The sequence below is a fragment of the Nonomuraea rubra genome (assembly GCF_014207985.1).
Lineage (GTDB): Bacteria > Actinomycetota > Actinomycetes > Streptosporangiales > Streptosporangiaceae > Nonomuraea > Nonomuraea rubra.
The window spans coordinates 531016-546756 of sequence record NZ_JACHMI010000001.1; the positions used below are offsets into that span (position 1 = coordinate 531016).

The window sequence follows — 15741 nt, forward strand, 5'->3', positions numbered from 1 at the left end:
GTCCGGGCTCCGGTCAGCGCCACAGCCAAAAGCTCGGGCCTACGCCTGAGGCAGTGCTACGCGCATTCAGGCTCCGGGCTGCGCCCTGTGGGAGAGCCGAGCTCCCCCACAGCCCCTTGCCGGAGGCCTCCCGGCCCCCGGACCCCCGGCCTGGTCCGAGTCCCGTTACTTCGTTACGTGGGCCCGAGCCGGTCCAATTGCCGGCAGCGCCTGCGAGCATTGCGCCATGATCACACCGTTCGACAAGGACCATGCCGAGCTGGCCGAGATCGGCGGCTGCATCACCTACGTCCATGGCTTGACGCCGAAAGAAATAGCGATCCGGCTCGGCGGTCGTCTTGAGGACTTCAAACCGGCGACCTTCAAGCAGCTGTGCGGCAGCAGTTCATCCGGGGCGCTCCTCGGCATCACAGTCGTCGGTGACTGGGTGATGATCGTCGAGATGCGGGCACCGTGCTCGGCATCACCACAGACATCGTCACGCGCTTGTCCGCAGGCACCCGCCTGGTCTCCCACTATTGCCTCGACATCAAAGCCCTCGACTACTTCTACTGGCTTGAGGATGGAGAGCTCCGGTTCTGCTTCATCGCACAGGAGGGCTACATGGAGCCAGTGCCGGCCGAGCTCGTAGAAACCATGAACGAGATTTACGCCCGCTACCCACCGCTCGTCGACCCCCATAGAGGGCCGATGTTCCTTCTGGCCGAGCACCTCACCGGGATCAAGCTGACGCCTCGGCTGCTGGAGGAAGCTACCTACCTGTGTGGAGTCGTCCCCGAACCCGAAGAGGACATCATCGCCTGGTAGTGGGCCGTACTCCGCCCTGCCGGTTTGCGCCCGCGCTGATGCGATCCTGGGGCACACGGTCAGGGGCGCTGAGCTCGCAAATCGTTCCAGTAATAGCCGCAGCTGGGAGGGGGTGGGCCCTCGAAGGTGCGAAGAGGGTCGATCTGCAGATCGGCCAAGTGTTGATCTTGCGTCAGGGCGTGGTAGGCCACGGCCTCGTTGATCGCGGTAGCCATATCGGGCGCCTGTACAACCCACGTGTATGGCGCTTCACCGTCAAATCGTTCAGTACCGGCGACAGTCACGGTGAAGGTCTTCACGTAATCCACTCTGTCTTCATGGGAATGCGCATCCGAGTTGGCGCGGATGGCATGGATAACAGTGCTGGTGTGGCTAGCGCAAATTATATGAACGCCATGGTAGTGGAAGCGTCATGGCAGCCGCTTCACGCCTCACTGACATCCGTCTCTGCTTGTAGCATGTCCACTCATTGCCGACTTGCCTAACGAGGCCCGGGAACATCTCCGGATTTGAGGGCCTTCGTAGAAATTGCCTGCCCTTGATGTGTATAAATGCCATTTATCCGGCGATGGCCGCGCGGCGGAACAAGTCTGCGGGCATTTCCTCATCGAGCCGCCAGGTAATACCCATCGGCCGCTCGCCGCGGTGCTCTACGTAGCGGACCTTGCCATGGAAGACAAAGGCCTCCGGGTGGCCGAGCTCGTTTTCCTTACGCTCGCGGGTGAACAGCAGCACGTGGCTACCCTCCGCCATATGGTTCTGGTAGCGGCGACCAGTGGCCGAGGTGGCGCTGGTCCGATTCTGGGATTCCCAGTGGAAGAGACGCGAGGTAAGGGCGTAGTCGCGGTACATGGTCTGCGGCGAGAATTCCTTCTCGTTCTTCTGCAAGGTGACGAAGAGAGCGTCGCACTGGGCGGCGGGGCTCCAGGCAACGCCTTCGCGCATAGTGGAGGGCACCAGGCCGCCTACCGAGGCCCAGCCGATGGCGGCGAGTACCTCGTCGGTGGAGTAGCGGGCGTTGACTGCCAGCGGCACACCGTCAACCTCCACCGGCTTGGCCACATATCGTGGCCGGTCGATACCGTAGGCGAGTACCTGCTTGATCTCATCGCAAAGCGCCGCTTCGCCGCGCAGTTGGTCCAGCGCCTCGTCATAGGAGGCGAACCCACCCCCATCGCGCCAGAACGAAAAGAACAACATCCGAGCGAAGGCCTGATCGGCTGAGGACATCGTCGCGTAGCGAGGGCCATCCGGCTGAAGCAGCCGAGCGTAGGACTCGCCACGGGCTCGATCGTCCACGTGCAGCAACGCGCGGACGCGTCGTCCCAGCTCCTCTTCCAGCGGCGAGACTTGCCCGGCCAACAGTCCTGTACGGCGCAGTAGCGAAGTCCAGTAGCGCCGATTGCGGTAAAGATCGCTGATGTCGCGCCCGCTCTCCTCCAGATATCTGATGAGCGACAGCTCCGCGAGAGAGCGGATTTCCTGCGACAGCGTGTTCACCGTCGCCCCGAGTTGAACCTTGAGATCGGCCAGCAGCCTCTCTTTGGTCACCCGGTCCAGCACGATCTGGCTCCCCGACGGGAGCAGCGGGAAGTCGTCCTTGGCCTGCTTGTCCAAGCGCCCTCTGGAGAATCCGGTCAGCGCTTGGAACCGGTTGGCAAACCGGTACTCCTTACGGTGTTGCCCAACAAAGTCGAGCACCGTCAGAACGTCCTTCTCCGGCGTACGACGGAGCCCGCGGCCAAGCTGCTGCAGGAAGATCGTGGCACTCTCGGTGGGCCGCAGCATGAGCAGGGTGTCAACATCGGGTACGTCCAGACCCTCGTTGAACAGATCCACCGCGAACAGGAACCTGATTTCCCCATCGGCGAGCGCTCGAAGTGCCGCCTTGCGGGTGCCGTCCTCCGTCGAGCCATCCACCGCCTGTGACGGCAGCCCATGTTTGGTGAAGAACTCAGCCATGTAGTGCGCATGCCGAACCGAAACACAGAAGCCCAGCCCGCGTACCGTCTCCAGGTTGCTCACCTTGTCGCGCACCGCGTTGAACACCAGCCGGGCACGGGCGTCGTCGCCGGTGAAGACGTTGTCGAGAGCGGAGGCGTCGTAGGAGCCGCGCGTCCACTTCACTCCGGACAGGTCGGTGCCGTCGTTGATCCCGAAGTAGTGGAACGGGCACAGCAAATCGGCATCCAACGCATCCCACAGCCGCAGCTCGGAGGCGATCCGCCGGTCGAAGAACTCATCCTGTACCCACGTGCCATCCGACCGCTCCGGCGTCGCGGTCAGGCCGAGCAGCTCTTTCGGCTTGAGATGGTTGATGATCTGCCGATAGGTCGGTGCGGCGGCGTGGTGGAACTCGTCGATCACCACCACATCGAAGTGCTCCGGGTCGAACTCCAGGATCCGGCGGGTTAGCGACTGCACGCTGGCGAACACATGCCGCCAGTGCCGCGACTTCTCCTCTCCGACATGCAGCTCACCGAAGTCCGGTACGGCCAGCACCTGCCGATACGTGCGCATGGCCTGAGCCAGGATCTCCCGCCGATGCGCCACGAACAGCAACGACGGCTGCCGGCCCAGCCGCTGCTGCAGGTTGCGGTAGTCGAACGCGGCCACCACGGTCTTGCCCGTGCCGGTCGCGGCAACCAGAAGATTGCGGTGCCGGTCATGGATGGTGCGCTCCCGGTCGAGATCGGCCAGCATCTCGCGCTGGTGGTCGAAGGGATGCGGTACCAGCTCAGGGATGTCGAACAACTGCTTGCCCGCCTGGGAGCGGGCCAGCGCCTCATCGAGGCGATCGGCATCGGTCGCTGGGTCGTAGGGCTCGAACTGGGACCGATTCCAGTAGGAGTCGAAGGTCGCCTCGAACTTGTCCAGCAGCCGCGCGGTGGTCACCGACGACAATCGAACGTTCCACTCCAGCCCGTCCAGCAGTGCCGCGCGGGAAAGGTTGGAACTGCCGACATAGGCGGTGTCGAAGCCGGTACGGCGGCGTAGCAGCCAGGCCTTGGCGTGCAACCGGGTGGAGTTACGCTCGTAACTGATCTTCACCTCGGCGCCGAAATCGTTGACCAGCCGGTCCAGCGCCCGCCGCTCGGTCGCCCCCATATAGGTGGTTGTGATCACCCGCAGCGGTACGCCCCGACGCCGTAGCTCGGCAAGCGGCTTCTCCAGAATGCGTAGTCCCGACCACTTCACGAATGCGCACAGCAGATCCACGCGGTCGGCACTCGCCAACTCGGCCCCCAGCTCGTGCGCCAGGTTCGGGTCCTCGCGGGCGTTGGTCAGCAGGGCCGCTTCCGAGAGTGACGTCAGTGGCCGACGCGGAGCGGCTTCTCCCGGGATGTCTTGCACGATCGATAGGAGCTGGCTCGGTCCCTCGGCAACCGTGTCAGGTTCGGTGAGCAGCGCCAGTAGCCGGTTGGCCAGTGCTACCTGCTGGTCAGGGTGTCCCTTCAGCTCAGCGAAGGCCCGCGCCGCCGTTTCGCCGACGAAACGGCCGAGCAGATGGGCCACCTCCTCGACGTCGATCCTCGACACCTCGACCAGGTGGCCAGCCTGCCGCCAGGCGTTGATCTTCGCGTCGAGCGTGCCGGTGAGCAAGGAGTCGTAGAGACCCAGGATCGGAGCGTCGGTCATCTCATGCCCTCAGGGACGTTGGAAGATCACATGTCTAGCTGATGCCGACCAGGATGACAAGAGACCGCCAGGCACGTTCATCCGCGATCGCGCGTACCAAGGAGAAGCCTGGGGGGAGTGCCTCGGGACTCGGGGACAGCTCGTGGATGCGATGCGAAGTGCACCAACGACCTGGGAAAACGGCTGTGGTGGTGCCGGTGGAGGAGCCGCTGCGGTGCGCATGCATGCGGAGGCGACGAGCGCACGCTGAGATCAATCGAAGAAGTCAAACTCTCCTGCACGGATCCCGGCCAGGAAGGCTTGCCATTCGGCCTTGGTATAGACGATCACCTTGCCTTGAAGCTTGCTGTGTCGGACGGCCACGCGATCGGACCCGTCCTGAAGCGGGCCGGCCTCCACGCAGTTCCCACCGCCATCGGCGCTGTAGCTGCTGATGTGCCAGGCGATCTCAGGTGTGGTCATGACCGAGTGGCTCCATCTCTAGGCGTCGGCGAGACTCTCCTTGGCTGCCGCGATCAGCCTCCGTGAGTCCTCGATGCTGAGCGCATTGCGCTGAATGCGGTCATATTTCAGCTTAAGCCCGTCGGCGGTTTCTCCTTCGACGTAGATCGCGCCGGCTGGGGTGGGAACGTACGCCACAGCGGGGAAGGGCTGGGGCAACCCGAAGATGCGGAACGCGCCGTCGGGGCTGGCATGAGCACCTGCCTGCAGTGGAAGAACCCGGATCTCGATGTTGGGCGCGGAGGTGGACTGCGCGAGATGGGCCAGTTGCCTGCGCATGATCTCTGGCCCGCCGATCGGGCGGCGGAGAACGCATTCGTCCAGGATCGTAAAGAGGCGAGGACCGTCGTTGGTCAGGATCCCCTGTCTGGTGAGGCGGAACTCGACCCACCGGTTGACCTGCTTGTCTGATGCGTCCGGGTCCTCGGCGCGGATAACGGCTTCCATGTACTCGCGAGTCTGGAGGAGTCCGGGGATCACCAGAGTGTCGAAGGACGTGATGCTCTCGGCGCGGGCTTCCAGCCAGGCGTAGTCCACGATGCCGAGGGACACGTCACCCGAGTAGTCGTCCCACCAACCGTTCTGCCATACGTCCCGGCTGAGGCGGACCAGGCCGTCGCGTGCCTGGGGCGCTGTGACGCCGTACAGGTCGAGGAGGGCGAGGACGTCAGGGGTGCGGGCCGGGTAGAGGCCGGCCTCGAAGCGGCTGACCGTGGATCCGTCGCGCTGGAGGTACTCACCGGCCTCCTTGAGGGTGAGGCCGGCGCGTTCGCGTAGCTCTCGCAGGTGCTTGCCGAGCCATTGGGCTCGGAGCGTCACTCCGCGCTTCCCGCTCATGGTCACCACCTCGATCGGCTGTCCCGAAGGCTACACCTGCAACATGCAGCTCAGAGCTATTCAGTTTTTCGCTATGCAAGTTTGCACAGCGCATGTCAGTATCGGATCGATTGCTCAGCGTGACATCGATGCGGTTTCGTGTGGCGGCGGACGCCACCGGCGGTGGCGAAGGGCGGGACGATGAACGGGATGACGTGGCGGGGCGACTTCCCCGGCGAGTGCGTACAGCTGGCGAACGTGCGACGGCTTGCCAATGCCCTGCTCCAGGACTCCCAGGTCCGTGATGATGCGATCTCGTGCCTGGTCGAGCTGGCCGGCAACGCGATCCTGCACACCAGATCGGCGCGCAGTGTCTTCACGGTCGGGATCTGGTCGGCCGGGGCCGGTGCCCGGGTCGCGGTTAAGGATGCCGGAGGCTGGGATGAGCCAGTGCTTCGCTCAGGCAGTCAGGGAAATCTGGCCGAAGGTGGCCGAGGGCGCGCCATCGTTGTCGCGCTCGCCGGAAGGCTTGGGGTTTCGGGAGACGAGGAAGGGCGGGTGGTGTGGGCGGATCTGTGGCGCGAGGGCGATGGCGCGCAGGTCGACCCGGTTGGCGCGGGCATGTGGGAGGAAGTTCCGCTGCTGGGGACGGCCTGTAGCCGCTGTTGGGCATCGAGCGGTCGTCCGTTCCGCACGATCTACTCTGCGGTCGGGGTGGGAGGCGACCCGCGTCATGGCTGACCAGGACTGGCATGGCTCTCACCCGGTGCCGTTCGAGGACGGGTATCAACGTCTCGCCTGGCGGGCGCCGCGCGGCCGGACGCGGCGGGTGCGGGTGCGCGACCACACATGCGAGTGCATGTCCGTGATCTATGAGCTCTGCCAGGCGGGTGGACTGATGTTCATCCAGCGTACGGTTCGGTCCGATGGCGGAGAGGAACGGCACGAGACGGCGTGGCTCGCATGCGCTCAGGCGAAGCGCCTCTGGGGCCTTCTTCTGGATGGGCGTGTCGGATGATCGGTGGTTGGGCCATCCAGGACATCCTCGGCTTGGGCCGAGGCGAGCGGTGAGATCTGGGCACAACTGCCTGCGTGACTGACCCGACGAGGCCCTTCTCCCGCATCAAGATCCGTACTGGCGCTCTGGTGTTCTGCGGCCAGCAGGTCGCGCTGATCCGCCGTGACCGGCCGTCCGGCTCGCACTACACCACGCCCGGCGGCAACGTACACACTGGAGAAGACCTCCTGGACGCACTGAGCAGGGAACTCGCTGAGGAACTTGAGCTCGACCTCGCCGACGCGACCTCACCCGAGCTGTGCTGGATACAGGACTCGATGGTCACCCGGCCCGGCCCCACCCCGCCTCCACGCAAGATTCACATGACCTTCCGCTGTCACATCGTCCCGGAGGTGCGAGCCCGGCTCGCCACCGTCGAATACGACGAACTCCCGGGTGGTGGCAGCGAGCCGGGCATCGTCGAGTGGATCGACTACCAAAAGGCCGTTGAACTGCCGCTTTATCCTCTGATCGGCAGGGCTGTGAGCGCGCTGCCCGCGCCCGATGCCCCCGCCGGGAATCCCTACCTGCCCTCCATCACCGACGAGAACTACACCTGGCGATAGGCCGCCCGTGTCCTGCCCTACATGTGCCCTGGACGCAGTTCCCGCGGAGTTGGCATCCCTGAGCATCTCGCTGATCGATCTTGACAGGTGCGCAACCGGGCGGCTCGTGTTGCAGGATGTGAAGGGTGGCAGTGATTCCTTCCGGGCGCTCTCCGAAGCCGCCCGCGCCGGCCATTGGATTCACCGTCTCATTCATCCGGACCTACATCCGCGGCAGGCTCTGAGTCCGAAGGGCGGCCCGGCAAGGTCTATGGCCGCTTTCCTCGAAGGGCCCGGGGCATCACACTCCGGGTATGGAGACGCGGCGCATCGGTACGATCCTCGCGATTCTGCTGACGATCATCTACCTGGCCTACATCGTGATCATCCCGCTGGGCCTGGTGACGCACCGGCTGGAGGTGCACGAGGTGGCGCTGGCGGCGGCCTTGCTGGTCGGGGTGTGGTTCGCGGCCTCGTCGTACTCCATCACCGACTTCTCGATCGGCGCCGGCGGGGTGAGTGCGAGGCTGGACAGGACCGAGGCCAAGCAGCGGGCGCTGGAGTCGGAGCTGCGGGCGCTGCAGGTGGCGCTGAGCGGGCTGGTGACCAAGTACGAGTGGGATCATCTGCGGCGGCTCGCCGGTGAGGGGCCGGTGCCCGCCCGCTTCCGGCAGGACGGGAAGCTGCAGCTCGAACTGGAGCGGCTGGACGCCATGGGGTTCGTGGAGCCGGTCGATTCGAAGCGCGGGCTCAACGCGATTCGCGATGACCACGGGCATGCCTACGACGAGTTCGACCTGGCGGGATATGTCAGGATCACGAAGGCGGGGCGGGAGTACCTGCGGTTGCGGGAGAACTTGTGAGCGTTCCTCTGCCTCGCCAGGGATCCGGCTACGAGCGGCCAGATCTTCGCGGTCAGGTCCATGTCGGCCGCTCCGCGACACCAGCCTGGAAGGCACGATCGCCGTCGTGTCAGTGGCCGCGTCAGAGCGGTGACGGCCCGGTATCAGAGCGTCCGGCGATGGTGGATGCCACGAAGACACGACAGTCGGAACGGAGCACCCGCCATGTCCCTCACCCTGACCCACCAGGACAAGATCACCATGCGTACCGCCGCCTGGGGCTCGATCTCGCTGATGGCCGCCGCCGACGCCGCCGGCAAGCCGCACCGGGCCGCCACCGACGGCTCCATCGCGCTGGCCTCGGCGACCGGCCTGACCGGGCACGTGCTCGCCGAGTGGCCCAAGGGCGTGAACCTGCGCGGCAAGTCCGTGGCCGAGCTCGCCGACGTCGTCCTGCCGTCCCTGACCAGCGCCATGCGCCTGCTCAACAAGCAGGACCCGGCCGAGGCCGTGAACTTCCGCCGCACCGTCATCGTCGCCGTCGAGGCCGCCGCCCGGACCCACCTGGGTGCGCCCCGCCCGCCCGTGGCCGAGATGCTCCGCAAGATCACCGCGGCCCTCGACGCCGCCTGACGCCCTGCTCATCGGCATAACGCGGGCATAACCACTTCTGGTGACGGCCGGGTTATGAGCCGCCCGCTGGACTACCTCCCCGACGGCCGGGATCCGCCCGGCCCGCTCGTTCGGGGGAACGTCCGTGACAACCACCCTGACCCGGCCACGCCTTCAGGAGGGCGCCACCCGTTCCGGGTACCGGGTGTTCGGGTGCGTGCTCGTCCTCGCCGCCGCACTGCGCGTGCTGGTCATGCTCGGGTACGACACCGCGCAGCTCTACTGGTACGACTCGTTCACCTACCTCGACACGGCCGTGCACCTGCGGCCCCAGGGCGCCTTCCACCCCGCCGGGTACTCGTGGTTCCTGTGGGCCCTGCGCCCCTTCCACAGCGTGGAGCTGGTGGCGGGGATCCAGCACGCGATGGGGCTCGGCGTCGCGGTGCTGCTGTACGTGCTGCTTCGCCGCTGGTCGTTGCCCGGCTGGGCGGCGACGGTGGCCACGGTGCCGGTGCTGTTCGACCCGTCCTTCGTCCGGCTGGAGCACGCCGTTCTGTCGGACCTGCAAGTGATCTTCCTCGTCACGGCCGCGCTGCTGGCCCTGCTGTGGCGTCCCACCGGACAGCTCTCCACCAGGGCGGCGGTCGCGGCGGGGCTGCTGCTCGCGCTGGCCGGGCTGACCCGCACCGCCGCCGTGCCCCTGCTCGGCCTGGCCGCCCTCTTCCTGCTGGCGCGCCGCACCTCGTGGCGGCGGGTGGTGCCGTTCGTGCTGGCGGGCGGGCTGCCCCTGCTGGCCTACGCCGGCTGGTACGCCCAGCACCACGGCAGGTTCGCCCTGAGCGGCTCCGACGGAGTGGCGCTCTGGGCCCGGACCATGACGTTCGCCGACTGCTCGCGCATCCAGCCGCCACCCGACCTGGCCCCGCTCTGCCCAAACGGCACCGTGCTCGACGCCGCCTCCGAGTACGTCTGGGCCCCCGGCTCCTCCCTCAACCGCCTGCCCGGCGACCGGTTCGCCCACAACGACCGGGCCAGGTCGTTCGCCGTCGCCGCGATCGCCGCCCAGCCGTTCGACTACCTGCGCGAGGTGGTCGAGGACACCGCGCTCGCCTTCACCTGGCAGCCCGTCGCCCACCCCAAGCGGGTCAGCGCGCACACGACCTTCCCGCGCGGTTCCTGGCCGCTGCCCGAGCAGCACGCCCTCATCGGCAAGGTACGCGGCGAGTACGACTCGGACATCCGCGGGATGCGGTCGGTCGAGCCGTTCGCGTCGGTGCTGGCCGCCTACCCGTATCCCTGGCTGCTGCACGGGCCCGTGTTCGGGGTGCTGCTGGTGGCGGGCGGGGCGGGCGCCTTGCGGCGGGGGCGGAGGGCCGCGCTGCTGCCGTGGTCGTTCGCGATGTTCCTGCTGGTCGCGCCGGTGGCGGCGCTCGACTTCGACCATCGGTACGTGTTGCCGGCGATCCCGTTCGCGTGCCTGGCGGCCGCGCTCGCTCTGCGGCGCGACACGTGAACGCTAGTATGGAGCGTGACACGGAGTATATGGTGACTTGTATGGCGACTAAGAAGATTACGGTGACGATTCCCGAGGACCTTCTTGAGGAGATCCGCGTGGACGCGGCGGAACGAGGGCTGTCGGCCTACGTCGCGGAGGCGCTCCGCGCCAAACGCGACCGAGATCGGCTGCGCGAGCTGGTGGGCTGGCTGGAAGAGGAATACGGTCCTGTCGCCGATGACGAGCGCGCTGCGGCGATGGCGGAACTCGAAGATCTGGATGCCGAGCATGCGCGCCGCCGCACCGGCGACATGCGTAGCGGGGGAGAGGCTGCGTGAGGAAGCGTGGTGGTGAGCACGGGCAGCCATCTCTGCGCGTGTTCGTGCTCGACTGCCAGGCGCTGTCCTTGGCCGTGAAGGGTGACAGGAAGCTGATTGCCATGCTCGACCTCGCGGCGCGGGGGGAGGCGGACGTGGTGACGTCCCCGATGACGGTGGTCGAGGCGTACGACGGACGGATCACCGAGCAGCGCTGGGACTGGGTGCTCTCCCGGCTCAACGTCGTCGGCATCGGCAAGGACGAGGCTCGCCAGGCCCGGCGGCTCCTCTCGGACGCCGGACTGCACGGCCACAAGTACGCGATCGATGCAGTGCTTGCCGTAATCGCCCGACAGCAGAGGGGGCAGGTGACCATTTTCACCTCCGATGTGGACGACCTGGAAAAGCTGGTTCCGGAATCGATCGTCGTCAGAAAAGTGTGATCCCGGGAACGTCCAGGTCGCGGCTGTGACGCCGCCGCAGAGCCGATCCATCGTTCTTATGCTCGGTGCCGGCAGCGCGGAAGACAGTCAGCGCTTCGGACGCACTCCGATCAAGGTCTCGCGGAAGCCGCGCTCGCACGGCAGTAGCTCGGCGGAGTAATCGGTCGCTTTCCGGTGGGGTGCGCTGTTAGCGTGCCGCGGTGGATCTCTTCTCACGGTCGTGGGCGGCGTTGCGTACGGCGGTCGCCGAGCTTCCCGGCGAGGACTTCGAGCGGCCGTCCGGTTGCGCCGGCTGGCTCGTCCGGGACCTCGCCTGCCACCTGGTCATCGACGCGCAGGACGTCCTGATCACCCTGGCCACCCCCGAGGACGGGGAACCGACCAGGAACGCGGTGACCTACTGGGACCTCCTCGACGAGCCTCCGACCGGCGACGACCCGCTCGACGCGCTGATCGTGCGCCTCGCCGCCGCCTACCAGGAGCCGCGGCTGCTCAAGTTCCACCTCGACGACGTGGGGGCGGCGGCCGGGCGTGCCGCCGCGCTGGCCGACCCGGCCGCCCGGGTCGGGACCAAGGGCCAGGTGCTCACGGTGGGCGACTACCTGTCCGCGTACGTCATGGAGTGGACGCTGCACCACCTCGACCTGATCGCCCACCTGCCGCACGTCCCCGGGCCGCCCGCCGAAGGGCTGTCCCGTGCCCGCGCGATGCTGGAGGAGCTGGCCGGGGCGGCGTTCCCCGCGGCGTTCTCCGACGCGGACGCGCTGCTCGTCGGCACCGGGCGGCGGGCGCCGGCCGCCGAGGAGCGGGCCGCGCTCGGCGAGCTGGCCGGGAGGCTGCCCCTCGTCCTCGGCTGAGCGGGCTCAGCGGCGCAGGTCGCGCAGGGCCAGGCCCAGCCACGCGTACGGCAGCGGCGACATCGCCAGCCAGAACTGGTGCGCCTGGTCCCAGTAGCCGAACCCGCACGTCGGCGGCCAGAGCCTGACCTGCTCCGGCAGCAGGATGGTGGCCAGCACCAGGCCGAGCTGCACCACCACGGCCGCCATGGCGGCCTGGCGGCCCGAGGCGAAGCGGACGGCCGTGGCCGCCGCCGCCAGCGCGATGCCCAGGCAGGCGGCCATCTCGATCAGCAGGTCGCCGACAGGGAAGAGAGTGCCGTCCGGCAGCCGGGACAGGGCGTAGCTGAACGCGCCCAGCCAGACCGCCACCGCCGTTCCTCCTGCCAGCAGGCAGCGCAGCGACTGGCGTACCCAGCGGGGGACCGCCGTCGCGCCGAGGTCGGCGGACATGGCGTCCACCAGGGCGAAGGCTACGGCCGAGCCGAGCAGGGTGCCGGAGACGCGCATCAGCAGGAGCGCGTCCTGGCCCGCCAGCGGCTCCCCGGCGTTCGTCAGGGACAGCACGCCCGCGACGAAGGCCGTGACGAGCGCCAGCGGGGCCCAGTCGATGGCTCTGGCCAGCGGGGGGATCAGGGGGATCGCCGTGCGCCACCTGGCGAGGCGGGGGGTGTCCGGCGCGAGGGTGTCGTCAACGGCGGGTCTCGTCGTGGTGGGCAGGGTCAGCGACATGGGTTCGCTCCTCTCCGCGCGTCATGCGTGCGCTCCAGTCCGAGCAGGGGGAGGGCCTGGTCGATGGTCGTGGTGGGGTTCGTCAGCGTGGCCCAGTTGGCGTGGACGCGCTCGCGGGCGCCCGGAGTGGCCAGCAGGCGCTCGGCGTAGCCGACCTCGGCGGCGCTCCAGTCGGCCAGGAGCCGGGTGCCGTAGCCGTCGTCCAGGCGGTACTCGCGTGGCAGTTCGGGAGGGGAGACCTGACCGATGATCCAGAGCGTCACGATCGTGCGTGCCTGCCCGCTCGCGTCGCACCTGTGCCTCGGATCGCCTCCGCCGCGCAGGCCCGTGGCCCACAGCGCCACCTCCTGGGCGAGGATGAAGCGCTGGTCCGGGTGCCCCCAGGTCATCCCTGGCCTGATCTTGTAGGTGTCCCAGTCGGCGCCGTACGACCAGGTCGAGGTGAGCTGCTCGACGCGGGGCACGCGCGCCCGCAGCGCCGGGGGCAGCACGTTCGCCGCCGGGAGCACGGCCTGCTCCCAGAGCGGGATCCAGGACTCGTACCCCTGGTAGGCGCAGTAGGTGATGCCCTGCCGGGCCGAGCAGCGGTGGGCGCCGGGGCCGAAGTAGCGCTCGCGTACCCGGGGATCCACGTCGTCCAGGTCGACCCAGCCCGCCCGCGGCATGGACACCGGTGGCGTGGACGTCGCGGCGGCCCCCGACGGCACCGCGACGCCCACCGCCGCCACCAGGGCGAGGGCGGGCGCGAGCCGTGCCCGGTGCCGGAGCAGGGCGAGGGCGGCGCAACCGGCCACGAGCGCGAGCACGTACAGCAGATGGATCCCGGACGGGCGGTCCGGCCAGTCGGTCTTGTGCACCTGCATCACCGGCAGCAGCCAGGCGGCCGGGCCGTTCTGGGCGTTCGTGAAGATCAGGTAGCCGAGCACGGCCACCACCATCGGCCCCGCGATCAGCCACCGCGCCCACCGTCCGACGGCGACCCCCAGCGTGGCGGCGAACATCGCGGTGGCGACCGCGGTCAGCGGCTCCCACACGTCGAGCCGGCCCGCCGCCGGGCCGCCGAGCGTCCTGATCGCCAGGTAACCGCCGACGGCCACCGCCGCGGCCAGGCCCGCGACGAGCGGCGTGGCCAGCAGGATCGCCCGGGTCCTGTGTCCGGCCCGCCCCGGCAGGGCCGCCAGGCTCTCCGGCATCCCGTGGCGGCCGTCGCGCGAGGCGGCCAGGCTCGCCACGACCAGCACCACCCCCGCCAGGCAGGCGGACAACCCGGACGCGTTCACCGGGTCGATGCCCAGGTGGGGCTGCTGATCGCGGCTGAGATAGGTCTGTGTGGCCAGCACGAGCACGGTCGCGCCCCACACCAGCGGGTGCCCGGCCAGCCTGCGGGCCTCGAACAGGAACAGCGCCCGCGTCACACGCCCGCTGCCCGGCCGTGCGCCGGTGCTCGCCGTCATGCCGCCGCCTCCTCTCCGAGCAGCATCAGATAGCCGTCCTCGACCCCCGGCGGCGTCCCTTCGGCGGCGGGCGGGCGGTCCCCGAGCGTGCGGTACCGCCCGTCCGCGGTGCGCCAGAACACCCGCGACGCCGCCGGCGGCCCGTCCGACAGCCACACCTGCCCGGCCGCGACCCCGGCCAGTTCGCCCGGGGTGCCGTCGAAGACCGCCCGGCCGCCGCGCAGCACGATCACACGCTCGCACAGCGCCGCGACGTCCTCCGTCTGGTGGGTGGACAGCACGACCGCGCGCGTCTCGCCCAGCCGCGACACCAGCGCCCTGAACGACATCCGCTGCTCGGGGTCCAGCCCCACGGTGGGCTCGTCGAGGATCAGCAGGTCCGGCTCGCCGAGCAGCGCCTGTGCCAGCGCCAGCCGCTGCCGCATGCCGCCCGACAGCTTGCGTACCTTTGTCCTGGCCTGTCCGGTCAGGTCCACCTCGGCCAGCACCCGCCGCACCTCCGCGTGCCGTTGCGTGCGGTCGGTCAGCTCCTTCAGGATGGCCACGTAGTCCACCAGGTCGAACGCGGTGAAGTGCGGGTAGAAGCCCGGGTCCTGCGGGAGGTAGCCGAGCCTGCGGCGGAGCGCGGTGCGCTGGGTGGGGATCGCCGGGTCCAGGCCGAACGCGTCCACCGAGCCGGAGTCGGGGGCCAGCGTGGTGGCCAGGCAGCGCAGCAGGGTCGTCTTGCCGGCGCCGTTCGGGCCGAGCAGGCCGGTGACGCCGGTGCCGAGGGTGAGGTCGAGGTGGTCGAGGGCATGCCTGCCGCCGTACGTCTTGGTCAGGCCCGTAATGTGGATCATGAAGTGCTCGCCTTACGGATGCGGAGGATCAGCAGGAGGGCGACCCCGGCGTACCCGAGCTGGGCAGGGGGGCCGAACGCGGCCAGCGGGCCGCTGAGGACGAGGCCCGTGCCGACGATGGCCAGCCACAGCCCGCCCATGGCGAACGCGGCGATCGGCACGGGCAGTCTGCGGGACAGGGCCAGGCAGCCCGAGCCGGCCGCCAGCGAGGGCAGCAGCCAGGCCGCGCTCAGCCCCGGCGGGGCGGGCAGCAGCGGCGCGGCGATCGCGGCCAGCCCGGTCGCGGCCACCAGGACCGCCACCGCCCTGGCCAGGAGCAGGCGCGGGCCGGCCATCGGCGTGGCGGCCATCAGCTCGTGCGCGGGATCGACACGCGGTCCGTACGCCAGCGCGATCCCCGCCAGCGGCAACACCGGCGCCACCACCAGGAACACGGGCATGAGCTCGGGAGCCTCCCGCGCCGCCAGCACCGCGAACGCCAGCGCGGCCACCACCGCGACCAGCCAGGCCCTGCTCATCGTCGGCGTGGCCGCGACCAGCCTGGCGAGGTGGTCGGGCACGCCGCCGTGGCGCAGGATGCGCTCGGCCGGGCTCGGGCGCGGCCCGGGGACGAGGCGGGACTCCAGCCGCCGCCACGAATCCTCCAGCCACCCGGGCTCGTACGGGATGGCCGCCCGGCAGCTCGCGCACCGTTCGAGGTGGGCCTCCACGGACATCGCGGGGGCGGGCTCCAGGGTGCCGGCAAGGTAGCGTTCGCGAAGGTTATCCGGGATGTGCCAGTTCGTCATGACCGCTCCTCACACGAT

General features: G+C 68.8%; 17 protein-coding genes. 9 read left to right on the forward strand and 8 right to left on the reverse strand.

The window, feature by feature from the left end; genetic code table 11:
- Positions 1 to 453 precede the first annotated feature (453 nt).
- Positions 454 to 807 carry a DUF6461 domain-containing protein gene (locus HD593_RS02445; protein ID WP_185100503.1) on the forward strand — a complete coding sequence of 118 codons (354 nt, stop codon included), beginning with the start codon at positions 454 to 456 and terminating at the stop codon, positions 805 to 807.
- 59 nt (positions 808 to 866) lie between these two features.
- Here HD593_RS02445 and HD593_RS02450 read toward each other — a convergent pair whose 3' ends face one another.
- From HD593_RS02450 to HD593_RS02465, 4 genes are all read right to left on the reverse strand, one after another.
- Positions 867 to 1106, reverse strand: a complete 240-nt coding sequence (locus HD593_RS02450) for a hypothetical protein (RefSeq protein ID WP_185100504.1) — start codon at positions 1104 to 1106, stop codon at positions 867 to 869.
- A 259-nt stretch (positions 1107 to 1365) separates the two neighbouring features.
- Entirely contained in the window at positions 1366 to 4446 is a 3081-nt protein-coding gene (locus HD593_RS02455; RefSeq protein WP_185100505.1) for a DEAD/DEAH box helicase, read from the reverse strand.
- A gap of 252 nt (positions 4447 to 4698) precedes the next feature.
- On the reverse strand, positions 4699 to 4908 hold the full coding sequence (locus HD593_RS02460; RefSeq protein WP_185100506.1) for a DUF397 domain-containing protein: 210 nt from the start codon (positions 4906 to 4908) through the stop codon (positions 4699 to 4701).
- Positions 4909 to 4926: 18 nt separating this feature from the next.
- On the reverse strand, positions 4927 to 5784 hold the full coding sequence (locus HD593_RS02465; protein ID WP_185100507.1) for a helix-turn-helix domain-containing protein: 858 nt from the start codon (positions 5782 to 5784) through the stop codon (positions 4927 to 4929).
- 180 nt (positions 5785 to 5964) lie between these two features.
- Here HD593_RS02465 and HD593_RS02470 point away from each other — a divergent pair, with 180 nt between their 5' ends.
- From HD593_RS02470 to HD593_RS02505, 8 genes are all read left to right on the forward strand, one after another.
- A complete protein-coding gene (locus HD593_RS02470; RefSeq protein ID WP_185100508.1) occupies positions 5965 to 6504 on the forward strand; it encodes an ATP-binding protein in 540 nt (179 codons plus the stop codon).
- A gap of 351 nt (positions 6505 to 6855) precedes the next feature.
- Positions 6856 to 7386, forward strand: coding sequence for an NUDIX domain-containing protein (locus tag HD593_RS02475; protein ID WP_185100509.1), 531 nt, complete (start codon positions 6856 to 6858; stop codon positions 7384 to 7386).
- Between the two features lie 293 nt (positions 7387 to 7679).
- Entirely contained in the window at positions 7680 to 8228 is a 549-nt protein-coding gene (locus HD593_RS02480) for a hypothetical protein (RefSeq protein ID WP_185100510.1), read from the forward strand.
- 204 nt (positions 8229 to 8432) lie between these two features.
- On the forward strand, positions 8433 to 8840 hold the full coding sequence (locus HD593_RS02485) for a hypothetical protein (RefSeq protein WP_185100511.1): 408 nt from the start codon (positions 8433 to 8435) through the stop codon (positions 8838 to 8840).
- Positions 8841 to 8964: 124 nt separating this feature from the next.
- Positions 8965 to 10332, forward strand: coding sequence for a hypothetical protein (locus HD593_RS02490; protein WP_312903315.1), 1368 nt, complete (start codon positions 8965 to 8967; stop codon positions 10330 to 10332).
- A gap of 41 nt (positions 10333 to 10373) precedes the next feature.
- Positions 10374 to 10652: a CopG family transcriptional regulator gene (locus HD593_RS02495; protein WP_185100512.1), complete on the forward strand. Its 279-nt coding sequence runs from the start codon at positions 10374 to 10376 to the stop codon at positions 10650 to 10652.
- Complete coding sequence (locus HD593_RS02500) at positions 10649 to 11074, forward strand: hypothetical protein (RefSeq protein ID WP_185100513.1); 426 nt, start codon at positions 10649 to 10651, stop codon at positions 11072 to 11074. Before HD593_RS02495 ends, HD593_RS02500 begins: the two co-directional genes overlap by 4 nt.
- Before the next feature lie 200 nt (positions 11075 to 11274).
- A complete protein-coding gene (locus HD593_RS02505; protein WP_185100514.1) occupies positions 11275 to 11931 on the forward strand; it encodes a maleylpyruvate isomerase N-terminal domain-containing protein in 657 nt (218 codons plus the stop codon).
- Between the two features lie 6 nt (positions 11932 to 11937).
- Here the strand turns inward: HD593_RS02505 and HD593_RS02510 are convergent, their stop codons facing one another.
- The 4 genes from HD593_RS02510 to HD593_RS02525 are packed head-to-tail and all read right to left on the reverse strand — an operon-like array spanning position 11938 to position 15723.
- The gene (locus HD593_RS02510; protein ID WP_185100515.1) at positions 11938 to 12642 is read right to left on the reverse strand and encodes a hypothetical protein; all 705 of its coding nucleotides are present in this window, start codon (positions 12640 to 12642) and stop codon (positions 11938 to 11940) included.
- Positions 12633 to 14096 (reverse strand): hypothetical protein, encoded by a 1464-nt coding sequence (locus HD593_RS02515; protein ID WP_185100516.1) that lies wholly within the window; start codon positions 14094 to 14096, stop codon positions 12633 to 12635. Before HD593_RS02515 ends, HD593_RS02510 begins: the two co-directional genes overlap by 10 nt.
- Positions 14093 to 14935, reverse strand: coding sequence for an ABC transporter ATP-binding protein (locus tag HD593_RS02520; RefSeq protein WP_185100517.1), 843 nt, complete (start codon positions 14933 to 14935; stop codon positions 14093 to 14095). Before HD593_RS02520 ends, HD593_RS02515 begins: the two co-directional genes overlap by 4 nt.
- Positions 14932 to 15723 (reverse strand): zf-HC2 domain-containing protein, encoded by a 792-nt coding sequence (locus tag HD593_RS02525; RefSeq protein ID WP_185100518.1) that lies wholly within the window; start codon positions 15721 to 15723, stop codon positions 14932 to 14934. The genes HD593_RS02520 and HD593_RS02525 overlap by 4 nt, the downstream gene beginning before the upstream one ends.
- Positions 15724 to 15741 lie beyond the last annotated feature (18 nt).

Excerpts from the sequence above, each read along its gene's own strand:
- HD593_RS02510 (WP_185100515.1), bottom strand. The coding sequence starts at position 12,642 with ATGTCGCTGACCCTGCCCACCACGACGAGACCCGCCGTTGACGACACC.
- HD593_RS02495 (WP_185100512.1), top strand. The coding sequence starts at position 10,374 with ATGGCGACTAAGAAGATTACGGTGACGATTCCCGAGGACCTTCTTGAG.
- HD593_RS02460 (WP_185100506.1), bottom strand. The coding sequence starts at position 4,908 with ATGACCACACCTGAGATCGCCTGGCACATCAGCAGCTACAGCGCCGAT.
- HD593_RS02520 (WP_185100517.1), bottom strand. The coding sequence starts at position 14,935 with ATGATCCACATTACGGGCCTGACCAAGACGTACGGCGGCAGGCATGCC.
- HD593_RS02515 (WP_185100516.1), bottom strand. The coding sequence starts at position 14,096 with ATGACGGCGAGCACCGGCGCACGGCCGGGCAGCGGGCGTGTGACGCGG.
- HD593_RS02470 (WP_185100508.1), top strand. The coding sequence starts at position 5,965 with ATGAACGGGATGACGTGGCGGGGCGACTTCCCCGGCGAGTGCGTACAG.
- HD593_RS02455 (WP_185100505.1), bottom strand. The coding sequence starts at position 4,446 with ATGACCGACGCTCCGATCCTGGGTCTCTACGACTCCTTGCTCACCGGC.
- HD593_RS02480 (WP_185100510.1), top strand. The coding sequence starts at position 7,680 with ATGGAGACGCGGCGCATCGGTACGATCCTCGCGATTCTGCTGACGATC.
- HD593_RS02485 (WP_185100511.1), top strand. The coding sequence starts at position 8,433 with ATGTCCCTCACCCTGACCCACCAGGACAAGATCACCATGCGTACCGCC.
- HD593_RS02525 (WP_185100518.1), bottom strand. The coding sequence starts at position 15,723 with ATGACGAACTGGCACATCCCGGATAACCTTCGCGAACGCTACCTTGCC.
- HD593_RS02465 (WP_185100507.1), bottom strand. The coding sequence starts at position 5,784 with ATGAGCGGGAAGCGCGGAGTGACGCTCCGAGCCCAATGGCTCGGCAAG.